Genomic DNA, 14,736 nt, shown 5'->3' with positions numbered 1-14,736 from the left:
CATCTGCGTAGAGCTTTTATGCTAATCAGGTAAATCCATTAAAAACATAAACTTAAATACCGCTCGAAAACGGCTGTTTTAAAAATCAGGTTGACGGGCCGGACAAACTTTTGCACCTTATGAGTCGTGTTACCCCGCTGTTACGGGGAGTTTAATGAAAACAGGGATCGACGTTAGTCGTAGTTAATAAGTTCAAAATGTAACTTTCAAAGGAGTGAACCCTATGTCGGCACCGGCCCAGACCATCAGCAGCAGCCGTCTGCGCATTCAAGGCGAGATGCTTCCCGAGTACGCGCACATCCTGACGCCGGATGCGGTGGTCCTGGTATCCGAATTGGTGGAACGCTTCGCCCCCCAGCGCAACGAACTGCTGAAGCAGCGGGTCGCCCGTCAGGCCCGCATCGATGGGGGGGAACTCCCCGATTTTCTGCCGGAAACCGCCCATATTCGCGAGAGCCAGTGGGCAGTGCGCGGCATCCCAGCCGACCTGCAGGACAGACGGGTGGAGATAACCGGCCCGGTCGAGCGCAAGATGGTGATCAACGCCCTCAACGCCAACGTGAAAGTCTTTATGGCGGACTTCGAGGACTCTCTGGCACCGGCCTGGAATAAGGTGATCGAGGGTCAGATCAACCTGCGCGATGCCGTCAATGGCACCATTTCCTACCAGAATCCCGAGGGCAAGGCTTATACCCTCAAGGACGATCCCGCCGTGCTCATCTGCCGGGTGCGCGGCCTGCACCTGCCGGAGAAGCACGTCACCTTCGACGGTGACCCCATCCCAGGCGGCCTGTTCGACTTCGCACTCTACTTCCTGCACAACCACAAGGCGCTGCTGGCCAAGGGCTCAGGCCCCTACTTCTATGTGCCCAAGCTGCAGAGCCACCTGGAGGGTCGCTGGTGGAGCGAGGTGTTCGCCTGGACCGAAGACAAGTTCGGCCTGCCCCGCGGCACCATCAAGGCCACGGTCCTCATCGAGACCTTGCCTGCAGTGTTCGAGATGGACGAGCTGCTCTATCAGATGAAGGATCACATCGTCGCCCTCAACTGCGGCCGCTGGGACTACATCTTCAGCTACATCAAGACCCTGAAGAACCACCCGGATCGCGTCCTGCCGGACAGGCAGGTAGTCACCATGGACAAACCTTTCCTGAGCGCCTACTCGCGCCTGCTGATCAAGACCTGCCACCGCCGCGGCGCCCTGGCCATGGGCGGCATGGCCGCCTTCATCCCGGCCAAGGATCCGGCGGTGAACGCCGAGGTCTTCGCCAAGGTGAAAGCGGACAAGGAGCGGGAGGCAAACAACGGCCACGACGGCACCTGGGTGGCTCACCCCGGCCTCGCCGATACCGCCATGGCGGTGTTCAACGCCGCCATCCCGGCCGACGCCAAGAACCAGATCGGGGTGTTGCGTGAGCAGGATACCCCCATCACCGCCGCCGAGCTGCTGGCCCCCTGCGAAGGTGAGCGCACCGAGGCCGGCATGCGCACCAATATCCGGGTCGCCCTGCAATATCTGGAAGCCTGGATCGGCGGCAACGGCTGCGTGCCCATCTACGGCCTGATGGAAGACGCGGCCACCGCCGAGATCTCCCGCACCTCCATCTGGCAGTGGATCCGCCACGGCAAGAGTCTCTCCAACGGCAAGGTGGTGACCAAGGCACTGTTCCGCCAGATGCTGGCCGAGGAGCAGGAGGTGGTCAGACGCGAGCTGGGCGATGCCCGCTGGCAGGCTGGTCGCTTCGCCGAGGCGAGCGAGCTGATGGAGCAGATCACCTGCGCCGACACCCTGATCGATTTTCTGACGCTGCCCGGTTACGAGCGGCTCTGATGTATGAGCCCCGGGCGGGGCTCGCCAATAACAAGTCAATGGACACGTGAAATCAATGAAAGAGGGAACTGATATGGCACTGACCCGTGAGCAACAGATCCAGGCTATCGAGAAAGACTGGGCGGAGAACCCCCGCTGGAAAGGGATCAAGCGCGGCTACAGCGCCGAAGACGTGGTGAACCTGCGCGGCAGCTTGCAGCCGGCACACACCCTGGCCCAGCGCGGCGCCGACAAGCTGTGGGAACTGATCCACGGCGGCGCCAGGAAGGGCTACGTCAACTGCCTCGGCGCCCTGACCGGTGGTCAGGCGGTGCAGCAGGCCAAGGCGGGCATAGAAGCAATCTACCTCTCCGGCTGGCAGGTGGCGGCGGATAACAACCTCTCCTCCACCATGTACCCGGATCAGTCCCTCTACCCGGCCAACTCGGTACCGTCCGTGGTGGAACGCATCAACAACTCCTTCGCCCGCGCCGACCAGATCCAGTGGGCCAACAAGCTGGGTCCGCAGGATGCCGGTTTCATCGACTACTTCCTGCCGATAGTCGCAGATGCCGAGGCCGGTTTCGGCGGCGTGCTGAACGCCTTCGAGCTGATGAAGAACATGATTGAGGCGGGTGCCGCCGGCGTGCACTTCGAAGATCAGCTGGCCTCGGTCAAGAAGTGCGGCCACATGGGTGGCAAGGTGCTGGTCCCCACCCAGGAAGCGGTGCAGAAGCTGGTCGCAGCACGTTTGGCAGCGGATGTCTGTGGCACCACCACGCTGGTGATCGCCCGTACCGACGCCAATGCCGCCGACCTGCTGACCACGGACGCCGACCCTTACGATGCCGGCTTCCTGACCGGTGAGCGTACCGCCGAGGGCTTCTACAAGGTGCAGGCGGGGATCGAGCAGGCCATCTCCCGCGGCCTCGCCTATGCCCCTTACGCCGACATGGTGTGGTGTGAAACCGCCAAGCCGGATCTGGACGAGGCGCGCCAGTTTGCCGAAGCCATCAAGGCCCAGTACCCGGACACCATACTGGCCTACAACTGCTCCCCCAGCTTCAACTGGAAGAAGAACCTGGACGATGCCACCATCGCCCGCTTCCAGCAGGAGCTGTCCGACATGGGTTACAAGTACCAGTTCATCACCCTCGCGGGCATCCACAACATGTGGTTCCACATGTACGAGCTGGCCTACCAGTACGCCCGTGGTGAGGGGATGAAGCACTACGTCGAGATGGTGCAGGAGCCGGAATTTGCCGCCGCCAGCCGTGGTTACACCTTCGTGGCGCACCAGCAGGAAGTGGGCACGGGTTACTTCGACAAGGTCACTACCGTCATCCAGGGTGGGCAGTCGTCCGTCACGGCACTAACCGGCTCCACCGAAGAAGATCAGTTCCACTGATGACTGCATGATGCGAGCCATATCGCTAAAACAAAAACCCCGGCCTGGTGCCGGGGTTTCTTTTTTGCGCGTGAGACATGAAACGGGGCAATACCGCCGGGTCAGAGCTCGAGGATCTCTTTGACAAAGGGGATGGTGAGTTTGCGTTTGGCACGAAAGGAGGCGTTATCGAGCTGATTGAGGGTGGCGAGCAAGGTGCGCATGTCACGCGACAGCCGGTTGAGCAGGAAGCGGCCCACATCTATGGGCAGCTTGAAACCCCGCAGCTCGGCGCGCAGCTGCAAGGCGCTGAGCTTGCCCTCGTCGTCCAGCTCGTCGAGATGAAAACTCACCCCCCAGTCGAGGCGGGAGGCGAGATCCGGCAGTTGCAGACCCAGCTTGCGCGGCGCGCTGCAGCCGGTGACCACCAGGGTCCCCTCCCCCTTCTCTTTCCAGCGGTTGTAGAAGTCGAACAGGGCCCGCTCCCAGAGCGCATTGCCGGCGATGGCCTCCAGGCTGTCGAGGCAGACCAGCGGCAGGCTCTCGAGGGCATCGAGCATGCTGGGATCCAGCTGTTCGAACTGATCGAGGGAGAGATAGGCCGCGGCGGCGTCGCGGGCGTTGACCTCGGCGCAGGTGGCGTGCAGCAGGTGGGAACGCCCGGAGCCCTTGGCTCCCCAGAAATAGAGGAAAGGCGCGCCCTGACCGATGGCCGCATTCTTGAGGGCGGTGATCAGATGGGCATTGTTGCCGGGATAAAAACTGACGAAGGTTTCATCATCCGGTAATTGTACGGCTAAAGACAGTTGGGCCGGTTGCTTCACTCGTTGGGCTTTGACTGTGATATTTGCGGGCAAGTGTATCATCCAAGCGGCAGATAGAGAACCGCCCGGACTCGGCCGGGCGGTGATAACAAAGCTGACAGGATCAAGCCTGCGACCATGGGTAGCGCAGGCTGGACTCAGCCCCCTGCCAATACCGGTGATCCGGACCCTTCCTCAGGATCAAGGCTGCGACCATTGATAGCGCAAGCCGCTCTCATTGTCTTCGATCTGGCGCAGCCGGCTCTCCAATTGCAGCCCCCGCACCAGCTCGGCCTTGTCCCCCTGCAGGGAGAGGTTGAAGGTGACCTTGTCCCCTTCCAGCTTGCCGATCGCCACCTTGCTGACGCTGGCCATGCCTTGCAGCATCTTCTGCAGCTGGATCATGCCGTCGATGCCGGCGAGTCCTTCCACCACCAGAGTCTGGCTGGAGATGGTACCTGAGAGGCGAGTGCCGTAGTTTTGCACCAGCCAGCCGGCCAGGGCATCGGCGAAGCCTTGGGCCACCTCGGCCTGAGAACCGGATCCTGCGCCCTTGGTCAGCTCGACCAGCTCACCACCGGCCTGAGTCCCCGGCTTGGGCCCGTACAGGCCCCAGTCGATGCTCCACTTGCCCTCTTCTTTCTCATCAGGGGCCAGCTTGCCCAGCACCACCATCTCGGCGCCGTAACGCTGGCTCGCCTTGAGGATGGGATCGGCGAAACGCCCCCACACATCGGTGGCATTGACCGCCATGTTGTCATCGAGATCCATCAGCGGAATGCTGACCGGCAGGCCCATGGCTTGCGTCTGGCCTCGCAGGGCGGCGGCCCAGCCATCGCTGGACTGATCCGGCAGGATGCGACGCTCCCCTTGATCGAGCACCAGCCAGATGGCCAACTGCGGACGCGCGGGTCCGAGCAGGGCAAACTTGCTCTGGGCGATCAGGGCGTTAACCTTGGTGACGTCAAAGTCGGCCTTGAGGAACTTGACCGGCCCCAGATCCTGATAGCCGTAGTGCTGCACATAGTCCCCCGGGGCGGCCAGCGCCTTGACCACCTCCGGCTGGGTGAGAATGTCCCGCTTGCCGGTCACCTTGATGAGCACCTCTCCCAGCGCCTGGGATTGGGCGGCGGTCATGTCGCCGCTGGTGGGCGCCTTGCCCTGATAGAGATCCGCCACCTGGGCGGCCGACACCACAAACGGCAGGCAGCAGCAGAGGAGTGTCGCTAAGCGTTTAAGCATAAAGAAGATTCTCGAAATGGGAGATGGTGCTTATGGTAGCGGCAAGGCGCGCCTCCCAGCAAGGCAACCGGCAGGTGCAGCACCAAAAAGCGTGAAGCCGGCACGGGGCCGGCTTCACGGAGACAGAACCAAGACTTATTTGGTGCCGAAGATCTTGTCACCGGCATCGCCCAGGCCCGGGACAATGTAGCCTTTCTCGTTCAGGCCCAGATCGATGGAGGCACAGTAGAGCTCCACATCCGGGTGAGCGGCTTCCAGTGCCTTGATGCCTTCGGGCGCTGCGACCAGCACCAACACCTTGATGGACTGGCAGCCCTTCTTCTTGAGCAGATCGATGGTGGCGATCATGGAGCCACCGGTGGCCAGCATGGGATCGATGACCAGCGCCAGGCGCTCTTCGATGTTGCTGACGATCTTCTCGAAGTAAGGGACGGGTTGCAGGGTCTCTTCATCGCGGTAGATGCCGACCACGCTGACGCGGGCGCTCGGCATGTGCTCCAGCACGCCATCCATCATGCCAAGACCGGCGCGCAGGATGGGCACGACTGTGACCTTCTTGCCCTTGATCTGGTCAACTTCTACTGGCCCGTTCCAACCATCGATGGTAACTTTCTCGGTTTCGAAGTCAGAGGTCGCTTCGTAGGTCAACAGACTGCCCACTTCCTTGGCCAGTTCACGGAAACGCTTGGTGCTGATGTCGCCTTCGCGCATCAGCCCGATCTTGTGTTTGACCAGGGGGTGTTTGACTTCAACGACTTTCATTATTATCTCCTCAAACCGGCGCCAAAAAATCGCGGAATCATACAATAAAAGCCGCGGCTTGTAGAGCTTTTCCACGCAAAAACGCGCAAACGATTTCCTTTCTGCTTTTACCCGCCCACTGGTAGAATACGCCCCGAATTTTACCCTCCACTTCTTTATATGACGGGGAATACGCGTGACTGACAAAACCTCACTGAGCTACAAGGATGCTGGCGTAGATATCGATGCCGGCAATGCACTGGTTGAACGTATCAAAGGCGTGTCAAAACGTACTCGTCGTCCCGAAGTCCTTGGTGGTCTTGGCGGCTTTGGGGCCCTGTGTCAAATCCCTGCTGGCTACAAGGAACCGGTGCTGGTCTCCGGTACCGACGGGGTGGGCACCAAGCTGCGTCTGGCCATCGACCTCAAGAAGCACGACACCGTGGGCATCGATCTGGTGGCCATGTGCGTCAACGATCTGATCGTCCAAGGGGCAGAGCCCCTGTTCTTCCTCGACTACTACGCCACCGGCAAGCTGGACGTTGACACCGCCGCCGCCGTGGTGACCGGGATTGGTGTGGGCTGTGAGCAATCCGGCTGCGCCCTGGTGGGCGGCGAAACCGCCGAGATGCCGGGCATGTATGAAGGGGAAGACTACGACATCGCCGGTTTCTGCGTCGGTGTGGTGGAAAAGAGCGAGATCATCGACGGCAGCAAGGTCGGCGACGGGGACGCCCTGATCGCCCTGGCCGCAAGTGGCCCCCACTCCAACGGCTTCTCCCTGGTGCGCAAGATTTTGGAAGTCTCCAAGGCCGACGTACATCAGCCGCTGGGCGATACCACCCTGGCCAATGCCCTGCTGGAGCCGACCCGCATCTACGTGAAACCCGTGCTCAAGCTCATCAAGGAGTGCGAGATCCACGCCCTGTCCCACATCACCGGTGGCGGCTTCTGGGAGAACATCCCCCGCGTGCTGCCCGCCAACACCCAGGCGGTGATCGACGAGCAGAGCTGGCAGTGGCCGGCGGTGTTCAGCTGGCTACAACAGGCCGGCAACGTCACCCGCCACGAGATGTACCGCACCTTCAACTGCGGCGTCGGCATGATCATCGCGCTGCCCGCCTCCCAGCTTGAGAAGGCGCTGACCCTGCTCAAGGCCGAAGGGGAGAACGCCTGGCATATCGGCCATATCGCCAAGGCGGCCGATGGCGAGGAGCAGGTCATCATCCGATGAGCCCGATGACACGCATTCTGGTCCTTATCTCCGGCAGCGGCAGCAACTTGCAGGTCATCCTCGACGACTGCGCCAGCGGCAAGATAGCGGGCGAGGTGGTCGGCGTCATCAGCAACAAGGCCGATGCCTATGGGCTGGTGCGCGCCAAGGAAGCCGGAGTGGCAACCTCCATCCTGGCCCAGCAGCAATTTGCCAGCCGGGATGACTACGATCTCGCCCTGCAGGCGCTGATGGCGGACTACAAGCCGGATCTGGTGGTATTGGCCGGCTTTATGCGGATCCTGAGCGCCCCCCTGGTGCGTCATTTCGCGGGGAGGATGATCAACATCCACCCCTCGTTGCTGCCGAAATACCAGGGCTTGCACACCCACCAGCGCGCCATCGACGCCGGTGATAGCGAGCACGGCGCCAGCGTCCACTTCGTCACCGAGGAGCTCGACGGCGGCCCTGTGATCCTGCAGGCTCGCGTGCCCATCTTCGAGGGCGATGATGCCGATGACGTGGCGGCCAGGGTGCAAGCCCAGGAGCACAGCATCTACCCCCTGGTGGTGCAGTGGTTCTGCCAGGGGAGGCTGCGGATGCAAGCGGATGCGGCCCTGCTGGATGGTGCAGTACTCGGCCCGGCGGGTTATGCCAGCGAGTGACCGGACGACATGTGAAAAAGGAGGCCAATGGCCTCCTTTTTGTTTCTTAACTCACTCAACAGTCAGCATTTATGAATGATAAGATTGAATTTTACAGCTAAAAATATTCATAAAACGGTCATTAACTAATACAAACCGCTGCCTTTTCTAGACCGGATTATCGATGTCGATAAAGGTCACCTCCAGCCCGTGCACGGTAGCAAGCCACTCCCCCAGCGCCTTGATACCGTAACGCTCGGTGGCGTGATGGCCGGCGGCGTAGAAGTGCATCCCCATCTCGCGGGCGGTGTGGATGGTCTGCTCCGAGGCTTCGCCGGAGATGAAGGCGTCTATGCCCTGCTCCGCCGCCAGGTTGATGTAGCTCTGACCACCGCCGGTGCACCAGGCCACGGAGCGGATAAGCTCGGGCCCCGTCTCACCACTGTACAGTGGAGTGCGGCCGAGCCGCTCGGCGATGAGCGCCGCGAAATCCGGCCCGCTCATGGGCTCCTCCAGCTTGCCCACCATGGCCACGCTCTTGCTGTTCCAGGGCTCCAGGCCGCGGCGCACCTTGATGCCGAGCAGCTTGGCGAGCTGGGCGTTGTTGCCCACCTCGGGGTGTACGTCCAGCGGCAGGTGATAGGCGAACAGGTTGATGTCGTGGGTCAGCAGGGTCTTGAGGCGACGCTGCTTCATGCCGGTGATCTGGGCGGGTTCACCGCTCCAGAAGTAGCCGTGATGGACCAGGATGGCATCGGCGTTGACCGCCACGGCCGCGTCGATCAGCGCCTGACTGGCGGTGACGCCGGTGACCACGTGGCGAATGCGCTCGCGCCCCTCCACCTGCAGGCCATTGGGACAGTAGTCCTTGATGGCATGAGGTTCGAGCAGGTGGTTGAGCAGGGTTTCCAGTTTTCGATGAGAGATCATAAGGGTCTCCTAACACAGTCAGACCCTGCTCCTGCAGGCAACAGCAAGGTCCTGGGTTAAATCGTCAGGTACCCATGATAATCGAGCCGGGCCATCAAGGCCATGGCACTCAGGCAGACAACTCTATGCCCGCATCCCGCATCTGGGCCAGCTTGTAACGCAGGGTGCGCGGGCTGATGCCGAGTCGGTCGGCGACGGCCTTGCGGCTACCGTTGCACTCCTGCAGGGTGTCGAGGATGATCTGGTGCTCCTGCAACTTCAGCTCGCTCCCCAAGCCATCGCCCCCCGCCAGCCGCTCGAGCGGACGCACCAGCGCCTCGTCCGTCTCTTCCAGGATCAGCTGAGCGGAGCCAATCACCCCGTCCGGACTCAGGATCAGGGCGCGCTGCACCACGTTGTCGAGCTCGCGCACGTTGCCGGGCCAGGGGTGGGCCAGCAGGCGCGCGCGGGCATCCTCCAGCAGCTGCGGCGTGGGCAGGCCCATCTGGTTGGCATGCAGCGCCAGCAGGTGCTCCGCCAGGGGCAGAATGTCCCCCGGCCGCTCCCAGAGCGAGCTCCAGCGCAGGGGGAAGACATTGAGACGGTAATAGAGATCCTCGCGGAACAGGCCGTCCTGCACCGCCTTCTTGAGGTCGCGGTTGCTGGTGGCGATCACCCGCACATCGAGGGGGATCAGCTTGCGGCTGCCGAGCCGCTCCACCTCTTTCTCCTGCAACACCCGCAGCAGCTTGGCCTGTAGCCCCAAGTCCATCTCGGTAATTTCATCCAGCAGCAGGGTACCGCCCTGGGCCTGCTCAAACTTGCCGGGACAACCCTGCACGGCGCCGGTGAAGGCCCCCTTCTCGTAGCCAAACAGGGTCGCCTCCAGCATGTTTTCCGGAATGGCGGCGCAGTTGATGGCGACGAAGCTCTGCTCTGCGCGGCTGGAGTTGTCGTGGATGTAGCGGGCCAGCACCTCTTTACCGGTGCCGCTCGGGCCCGTCACCATGACGGTGGCCTCGCTTCTGGCCACCCGGATCGCCAGCTGGAACAGCTCGGCGGTCTTGGGATCCCCGTACACCACGGCTCGCTTCTCGACCTTCTGGGCCGGCACGTAACGGCTGACCTGGTTGAGCAGCACCTCGGGGGAGAAGGGCTTGGCGAGGTAATCGATGGCCCCCTCGCGCATGGCACGCACGGCGCCATCGATGTTGGCATGGGCCGTCATCAGCAGCACAGGCACCTGGGGATATTGCTGGCGGATGTTGGCCAGCAGGGTCAGGCCGTCCATGCCCCCCATCTGGATATCCGAGATGACCATGTCGAAGCGCTGGCGCGACAGGGAGAGCAGGGCCCGTTCACCGCTGTCGGCTTCGCGGCATTCGTAGCCGCCGAGCAGCAGGGTATCCACCAGCGCCTCGCGCAGGCCGTTGTCATCTTCCACTACCAGAATGCGGGCCTGGGTCATGCTACTGCTCCCACGGCCAACCTGGCCTTATCGTGATGTATACCCGCAGAGCGGCTGGCCTCGGCCAGCACGCGGGATCCGACGCGGCTCATGCCACACCTCCAAGCCGCACCGCCTGCTGATGCAGGGGGAACGACAGGGTAAAGCAGGTGCCCTCACCGGGGACCGAGGCCACGCTGACCTCTCCCTGATGGGCACGCACCACGGATTGCACCACGGCAAGCCCAAGGCCTGTACCCTGGGAGCGGGTGGTGAAGAAGGGTTCGAAGATCTGGTTGAGCAACTGGGCGGGCATCCCCTTGCCGTTGTCGAGAATGCGCAGCTCCACCCGGCCACTGCTGCGCACCGCGCTGATGAGCAGCGAGTTGGCCCCTGCCTGCTGGGCGTTGGCGATCAGGTTGTTGATGGCGCCCGCCAGGGCATTGCTGTTGGCCAGCAGCCAGAGATCCGGCTCCGGCGCCTCCATCTGCAGGGTGCAGCCCTGTTGCTGGCAGAACGCCTCGGCACCGGCCTGCACCTCCGCCAGCAACCCCTGTACGGACACGGGCGCGACCACCTGGTTGTCGCCGTTGCGGGCGAACAGCAGGATGTCGTTGATCTGTTTTTCCAAATCCTGCAGCCTCGCCATCAGCTTTTGCTGGAACTGGCTGCGGGATTCGGGCTTGAGGGTGCGGTTCGCGAGGTTCGCCGCATAGAGCATGGCGGCGGAGAGCGGGGTGCGGATCTGGTGTGCAAGCGAGGCGGCCATGTTGCCAAGGGCCGACAGCCGTTTCATGTGGTTGACCCTGTCCTGCAGCTGGCGGGTCTCGGTGAGATCGGTGATGAACACCAGCTGGCCGGGTTGATCCTGCAGCGGTTGGGTCGAGAGCTGAACCCGACGTCCGCCCCGCAGGGAGATCTCGTGACCGTCGTCCTCGCGGGGCTCGAAACAGCGGTCGATGATCTGGCGCCAGAGTTGACCCTGCAACGGCTCTCCCAGCAAGGCGAGGGCGGCCGGGTTGGCGCGGGTGATCCGGCCTTCCCCATCAAGCAGCAGCACGCCGGTCGGCAGTGCCTGGAAGATGGCGTAGAGCTGGCTCACCTCGTGAGACTGGAGCGGGTTGTCCTGCTGGGCGATTGTCATAAACCTGACCTCAAACTGGGTTTGGGATCAGGTTATTCAATTTTCATGCCAGTAAAATAACAACTACATATCAATGCATTAGACATTTGGTGTCAAAGCATTGACCTCAGACTTCCTTGCTCATGCCGTACTTCTTCATCTTCTCCACCAGGGTGGTGCGACGCATGCTGAGCAAGTCGGCGGCGCGGGCCACCACCCCCTCCTGGGACTCCAGAGCCTGGCGGATCAGCTCCACCTCGAGATCGGCCAGCATCTCCTTGAGATTGACCCCCTCCTGTGGCAACTGCATGGGGAGCGAGACACCGCTGCCGGGCTCCGGCTCGAGGGGCGTCTGGAACACGGCGGCCAGGGCATCGCGCTCGTCCATCTCGGTGAGCCGCTCATCGCGAGGCTCGCAGGGCAGCAGGCGATAACGGCTCGGCAGGTCCACCACATCGACGATCTGGTTCGGATAGAGGATCAGCAGCCGCTCTATGAGGTTCGACAGCTCGCGCACGTTGCCGGGCCAGGGGTACTGCATGATGGATTCCATGGCGCGCTGGGTCAGGCGGATGATCCCCCTGTGCTGCTCGGCATGGCGATTGAGCAGCTCCTGCAGCAGCAGGGGGATGTCGTCGCAGCGCTCGCGCAGGGGCGGCGTCTCGATGGGGAAGACGTTGAGGCGATAGTAGAGATCCTCGCGGAACAGCTGGGTGCGGATCATCGCCTCCAGATCTCTGTGGGTCGCCGCGATGACGCGCACGTCTGCCTGCACCGGCTTGCCGCCGCCCACTCTGTCGAACAGGCGTTCCTGCAGCACCCGCAGCAGCTTGACCTGCATCGGCAGCGGCATGTCGCCTATCTCATCGAGGAACAGGGTGCCACCCTGGGCCAGCTCGAAGCGGCCGCGACGGGCCGCGATGGCGCCGGTGAAGGCGCCCTTCTCGTGCCCGAACAGCTCGCTCTCCAGGAGCTCAGCCGGAATGGCGCCACAGTTGATGGGCACGAAGGGGCCGCCGCTGCGGGAGGAGAGTTCGTGAATGGCGCGGGCCACCACCTCCTTGCCGGTCCCGGACTCCCCCAGGATCAGCACGTTGGCCTCGGTTTCCGCGACCTGACCGATGAGGCGACGCACCTCCTGAATGCCCCTGCCCTTGCCCACCAGCAGCCGCAACAGGGTCTGACCCTTGTCGTGCAGTTGCTGGCGCGGGTGCAATGAGATGAAGGCCTGGCAGAAATGCAGGTGGCGAGTCAACGACTCGTAGGTGAAGGGGGTATCACTGCCACCGATGAAGTTGCTGTTGGGATGACTGGCCTCAATCAGGGAGAGGAACGGGATCCGGGGGAAGGCGGCGAGCAGCTCGCCGAGGGGGCGCTCCTGCAGTTCTCCCGTCAATATCCCTTGCAGCGGGCCGGACGATTCGATGGCCACATCCAGCTCAGGCTCCGCCACCTCTTGCCAGGGGATCCCCATGAACGAAAGCACTGTCCCCAGCTGCTGGCGCCGCTGTTCATCGGCATCGACAATCAATACCTCCATTGCCATCCTCTCCATCCTTTTCTGCACCTGAAGCCAAACTGTTTGTTTTTCTCGTGCTTATATGGCTAGCCATGCACGTTTTAAGGGGCACAAAGTGCCAAAATAATGGCGGATTGTCAAAAGCTGTCGCGATCTGTTCCGTTCATCGGGATGGGGATCACAACCGGCGTATTTTAATCATTGATAGCTGGCGGTAAGACCGCCGATACAGGGGCGGCAGGCAGAGCGGGGACAGGCTCCGACCGAGGTCGGAGCCAAACTCGGGACTCAGTGCTTGAGCTGACCGTGGGGGGCGGCGTAACGGCACTGGGGGAAGCGGCTGCAGGCCAGGAACAGACGGCCGACATGGGGACCCTTCTTGGCCTCCCGCTCCACCAGAGGGGCATCGCAGCGAGGGCAGTGCGGCGTGGCTGAAGGCTGATCCTCCTCCTCGTCCAGGCTGCCGAACAGGTTGTCCACCAGCTCGGGATCCGGCTCGACCAACACCGGCTTGGCGGCTTGCGACACCGATGCGACCGGCGCCTGCCCCCCATGACGCGGTTCGCTCAGATCCACGCCATCGAGCAGCAGCGGACTGAAGGTGGGCTCACGGCGCTCCCCTGGCAACAGATCCTCAACCTGAGGAGTGGCCTTGCTTAGCAGCGGCAACAGCTGCTCGCGCAGCTCTTCCACCTGATAGTGGCTGCTGGCCGGGATCTGCAACAGGGGCAGACCCGCGCCATCACAGGCCTCTTTCAGGAACAGATCCCGCGCCTTGCGCTTCTGGTGACGGTGGGAGCTGTCATCGAGTTCGATGGCGCAGAGCACGGAGAGATCCGCCGGATGGCAGAGCAGATAATCGAAGTGCTTGGCACTGATCCGGTTGAACGCCTGCTGCCACTTGCTCTTGCCCATGCGCGCTTGTGGGGTCAACACATCGGCGACCCGGACCTTGGCAAAGACTCGCGCCCGGTCGCCCACCGCCAGATCCAGCACCCCGAGGAAAGATCGCTCGGCCGGGCTGAACAGGGTCTCCTGCAGATCATAGGGCGACGCCTTGCCTTTCTTGCCTCTGCCCCAGACGATCGCCAGCAGGAGCAGTACCAACAACACCAATCCCGATACGACAAGGCTATTCATAAGCGCAGATCCCATTCACAAGACATATCCTGTTCACAAAACGTGGAGAAGAAGGGGCAACACTCTAGCACGGGGGGCCTTGCACAGGCAGAGCAGAAATGGAGCCCTCCTCCTGCCTCCGCGTTTTTTCACCACTTTTGCACGAGGCGGGGCTTCATATGGCCTGCCACAGCAGGCACAATGAGGGGGGAACCCACTCACAGGAGAGCAGGATGCAAAAGCAATTGGTCGTCACCGTCATCGGAACAGACAAGCCCGGCATCGTCGAGAGTCTGGCCGATACCATCAGCCGCCAGCAGGGCAACTGGCTGGCCAGCTCCATGAGTGAACTGGCAGGACAATTTGCCGGCATTTTGCACGTGAGCGTCCCCGATGAACACTACCGCAGCCTGTGCGAGGCGCTGGTGATGCTGCCGGGTCTGACCGTGAGCTTTGCCGAAGGCCAACTCAGCCAGGAACCCGCACGCCAGATGATGCTGACCGTCACCGGCAACGACAGGCCGGGCATCGTCCACGAGGTGGCCAGCATACTGCGTCAGCTCAACATCAACGTCGCCGATCTCACCACCGGCTGCGAGCCCGCGCCCCACTCGGGCGCCCCCTTGTTCTACGCCCATGCCCTGGTCGCCTTGCCCCCCCAGCTCGAGCAAGACGATCTCGTCGCGGCGCTGGAGTCCCTCTCCGATGATCTCGTCGTCGACATCGATCAAGACCTGACCGAATAGTGCCGGCCGTCATAAAATTGTCATGGTTTGACG

The 14,736-nt window shown here is 62.3% G+C and carries 13 protein-coding genes; 5 read left to right on the top strand and 8 right to left on the bottom strand.

Features of this window, described 5'->3' with window-relative positions; genetic code table 11:
- The first annotated feature begins 223 nt into the window (after positions 1 to 223).
- Together aceB and aceA are read left to right on the top strand one after the other, a co-directional pair.
- On the top strand, positions 224 to 1,831 hold the full coding sequence (gene aceB / locus LG30_RS0113125) for a malate synthase A (protein ID WP_033131156.1): 1,608 nt from the start codon (positions 224 to 226) through the stop codon (positions 1,829 to 1,831).
- 73 nt (positions 1,832 to 1,904) lie between these two features.
- Positions 1,905 to 3,218: an isocitrate lyase gene (gene aceA / locus LG30_RS0113120; RefSeq protein ID WP_033131155.1), complete on the top strand. Its 1,314-nt coding sequence runs from the start codon at positions 1,905 to 1,907 to the stop codon at positions 3,216 to 3,218.
- 101 nt (positions 3,219 to 3,319) lie between these two features.
- Here aceA and hda read toward each other — a convergent pair whose 3' ends face one another.
- The 3 genes from hda to upp all read right to left on the bottom strand — a co-directional run bounded on the left by hda (position 3,320) and on the right by upp (position 6,004).
- Complete coding sequence (gene hda, locus LG30_RS0113115; RefSeq protein ID WP_033131154.1) at positions 3,320 to 4,021, bottom strand: DnaA inactivator Hda; 702 nt, start codon at positions 4,019 to 4,021, stop codon at positions 3,320 to 3,322.
- 180 nt (positions 4,022 to 4,201) lie between these two features.
- The gene (locus tag LG30_RS0113110) at positions 4,202 to 5,242 is read right to left on the bottom strand and encodes a DUF2066 domain-containing protein (RefSeq protein WP_033131153.1); all 1,041 of its coding nucleotides are present in this window, start codon (positions 5,240 to 5,242) and stop codon (positions 4,202 to 4,204) included.
- A gap of 135 nt (positions 5,243 to 5,377) precedes the next feature.
- Entirely contained in the window at positions 5,378 to 6,004 is a 627-nt protein-coding gene (gene upp / locus LG30_RS0113105) for a uracil phosphoribosyltransferase (protein ID WP_033131152.1), read from the bottom strand.
- Positions 6,005 to 6,179: 175 nt separating this feature from the next.
- Between upp and purM the strand changes: the two genes are divergently transcribed.
- The gene (gene purM, locus LG30_RS0113100) at positions 6,180 to 7,217 is read left to right on the top strand and encodes a phosphoribosylformylglycinamidine cyclo-ligase (protein WP_033131151.1); all 1,038 of its coding nucleotides are present in this window, start codon (positions 6,180 to 6,182) and stop codon (positions 7,215 to 7,217) included.
- A 5-nt stretch (positions 7,218 to 7,222) separates the two neighbouring features.
- Positions 7,223 to 7,861, top strand: coding sequence for a phosphoribosylglycinamide formyltransferase (gene purN, locus LG30_RS0113095; protein ID WP_033131223.1), 639 nt, complete (start codon positions 7,223 to 7,225; stop codon positions 7,859 to 7,861).
- A 147-nt stretch (positions 7,862 to 8,008) separates the two neighbouring features.
- Here purN and LG30_RS0113090 read toward each other — a convergent pair whose 3' ends face one another.
- The 5 genes from LG30_RS0113090 to LG30_RS0113070 all read right to left on the bottom strand — a co-directional run bounded on the left by LG30_RS0113090 (position 8,009) and on the right by LG30_RS0113070 (position 13,978).
- Positions 8,009 to 8,770: a Nif3-like dinuclear metal center hexameric protein gene (locus LG30_RS0113090; RefSeq protein ID WP_033131150.1), complete on the bottom strand. Its 762-nt coding sequence runs from the start codon at positions 8,768 to 8,770 to the stop codon at positions 8,009 to 8,011.
- Between the two features lie 109 nt (positions 8,771 to 8,879).
- Complete coding sequence (locus tag LG30_RS0113085; RefSeq protein ID WP_033131149.1) at positions 8,880 to 10,217, bottom strand: sigma-54-dependent transcriptional regulator; 1,338 nt, start codon at positions 10,215 to 10,217, stop codon at positions 8,880 to 8,882.
- An 88-nt stretch (positions 10,218 to 10,305) separates the two neighbouring features.
- Positions 10,306 to 11,340 carry a sensor histidine kinase gene (locus LG30_RS0113080; protein ID WP_033131148.1) on the bottom strand — a complete coding sequence of 345 codons (1,035 nt, stop codon included), beginning with the start codon at positions 11,338 to 11,340 and terminating at the stop codon, positions 10,306 to 10,308.
- 106 nt (positions 11,341 to 11,446) lie between these two features.
- Positions 11,447 to 12,865: a sigma-54 dependent transcriptional regulator gene (locus LG30_RS0113075; protein WP_033131147.1), complete on the bottom strand. Its 1,419-nt coding sequence runs from the start codon at positions 12,863 to 12,865 to the stop codon at positions 11,447 to 11,449.
- A 261-nt stretch (positions 12,866 to 13,126) separates the two neighbouring features.
- Entirely contained in the window at positions 13,127 to 13,978 is an 852-nt protein-coding gene (locus LG30_RS0113070; RefSeq protein ID WP_033131146.1) for a DUF2726 domain-containing protein, read from the bottom strand.
- 212 nt (positions 13,979 to 14,190) lie between these two features.
- Here LG30_RS0113070 and LG30_RS0113065 point away from each other — a divergent pair, with 212 nt between their 5' ends.
- Positions 14,191 to 14,703: a glycine cleavage system transcriptional repressor gene (locus LG30_RS0113065; RefSeq protein ID WP_033131145.1), complete on the top strand. Its 513-nt coding sequence runs from the start codon at positions 14,191 to 14,193 to the stop codon at positions 14,701 to 14,703.
- Positions 14,704 to 14,736 lie beyond the last annotated feature (33 nt).

This window comes from Aeromonas aquatica (assembly GCF_000764655.1).
In the GTDB taxonomy this organism is placed as follows: domain Bacteria; phylum Pseudomonadota; class Gammaproteobacteria; order Enterobacterales; family Aeromonadaceae; genus Aeromonas; species Aeromonas aquatica.
The sequence above is the reverse complement of the archived record's forward strand: the minus strand, read 5'-3'. Positions and strand labels throughout refer to the sequence as shown.

Coding starts and splice junctions, on each gene's coding strand:
- LG30_RS0113065 (WP_033131145.1), top strand. CDS start 14,191: ATGCAAAAGCAATTGGTCGTCACCGTCATCGGAACAGACAAGCCCGGC.
- aceB (WP_033131156.1), top strand. CDS start 224: ATGTCGGCACCGGCCCAGACCATCAGCAGCAGCCGTCTGCGCATTCAA.
- LG30_RS0113080 (WP_033131148.1), bottom strand. CDS start 11,340: ATGACAATCGCCCAGCAGGACAACCCGCTCCAGTCTCACGAGGTGAGC.
- LG30_RS0113110 (WP_033131153.1), bottom strand. CDS start 5,242: ATGCTTAAACGCTTAGCGACACTCCTCTGCTGCTGCCTGCCGTTTGTG.
- purN (WP_033131223.1), top strand. CDS start 7,223: ATGACACGCATTCTGGTCCTTATCTCCGGCAGCGGCAGCAACTTGCAG.
- LG30_RS0113075 (WP_033131147.1), bottom strand. CDS start 12,865: ATGGCAATGGAGGTATTGATTGTCGATGCCGATGAACAGCGGCGCCAG.
- LG30_RS0113085 (WP_033131149.1), bottom strand. CDS start 10,217: ATGACCCAGGCCCGCATTCTGGTAGTGGAAGATGACAACGGCCTGCGC.
- LG30_RS0113090 (WP_033131150.1), bottom strand. CDS start 8,770: ATGATCTCTCATCGAAAACTGGAAACCCTGCTCAACCACCTGCTCGAA.
- upp (WP_033131152.1), bottom strand. CDS start 6,004: ATGAAAGTCGTTGAAGTCAAACACCCCCTGGTCAAACACAAGATCGGG.
- aceA (WP_033131155.1), top strand. CDS start 1,905: ATGGCACTGACCCGTGAGCAACAGATCCAGGCTATCGAGAAAGACTGG.
- LG30_RS0113070 (WP_033131146.1), bottom strand. CDS start 13,978: ATGAATAGCCTTGTCGTATCGGGATTGGTGTTGTTGGTACTGCTCCTG.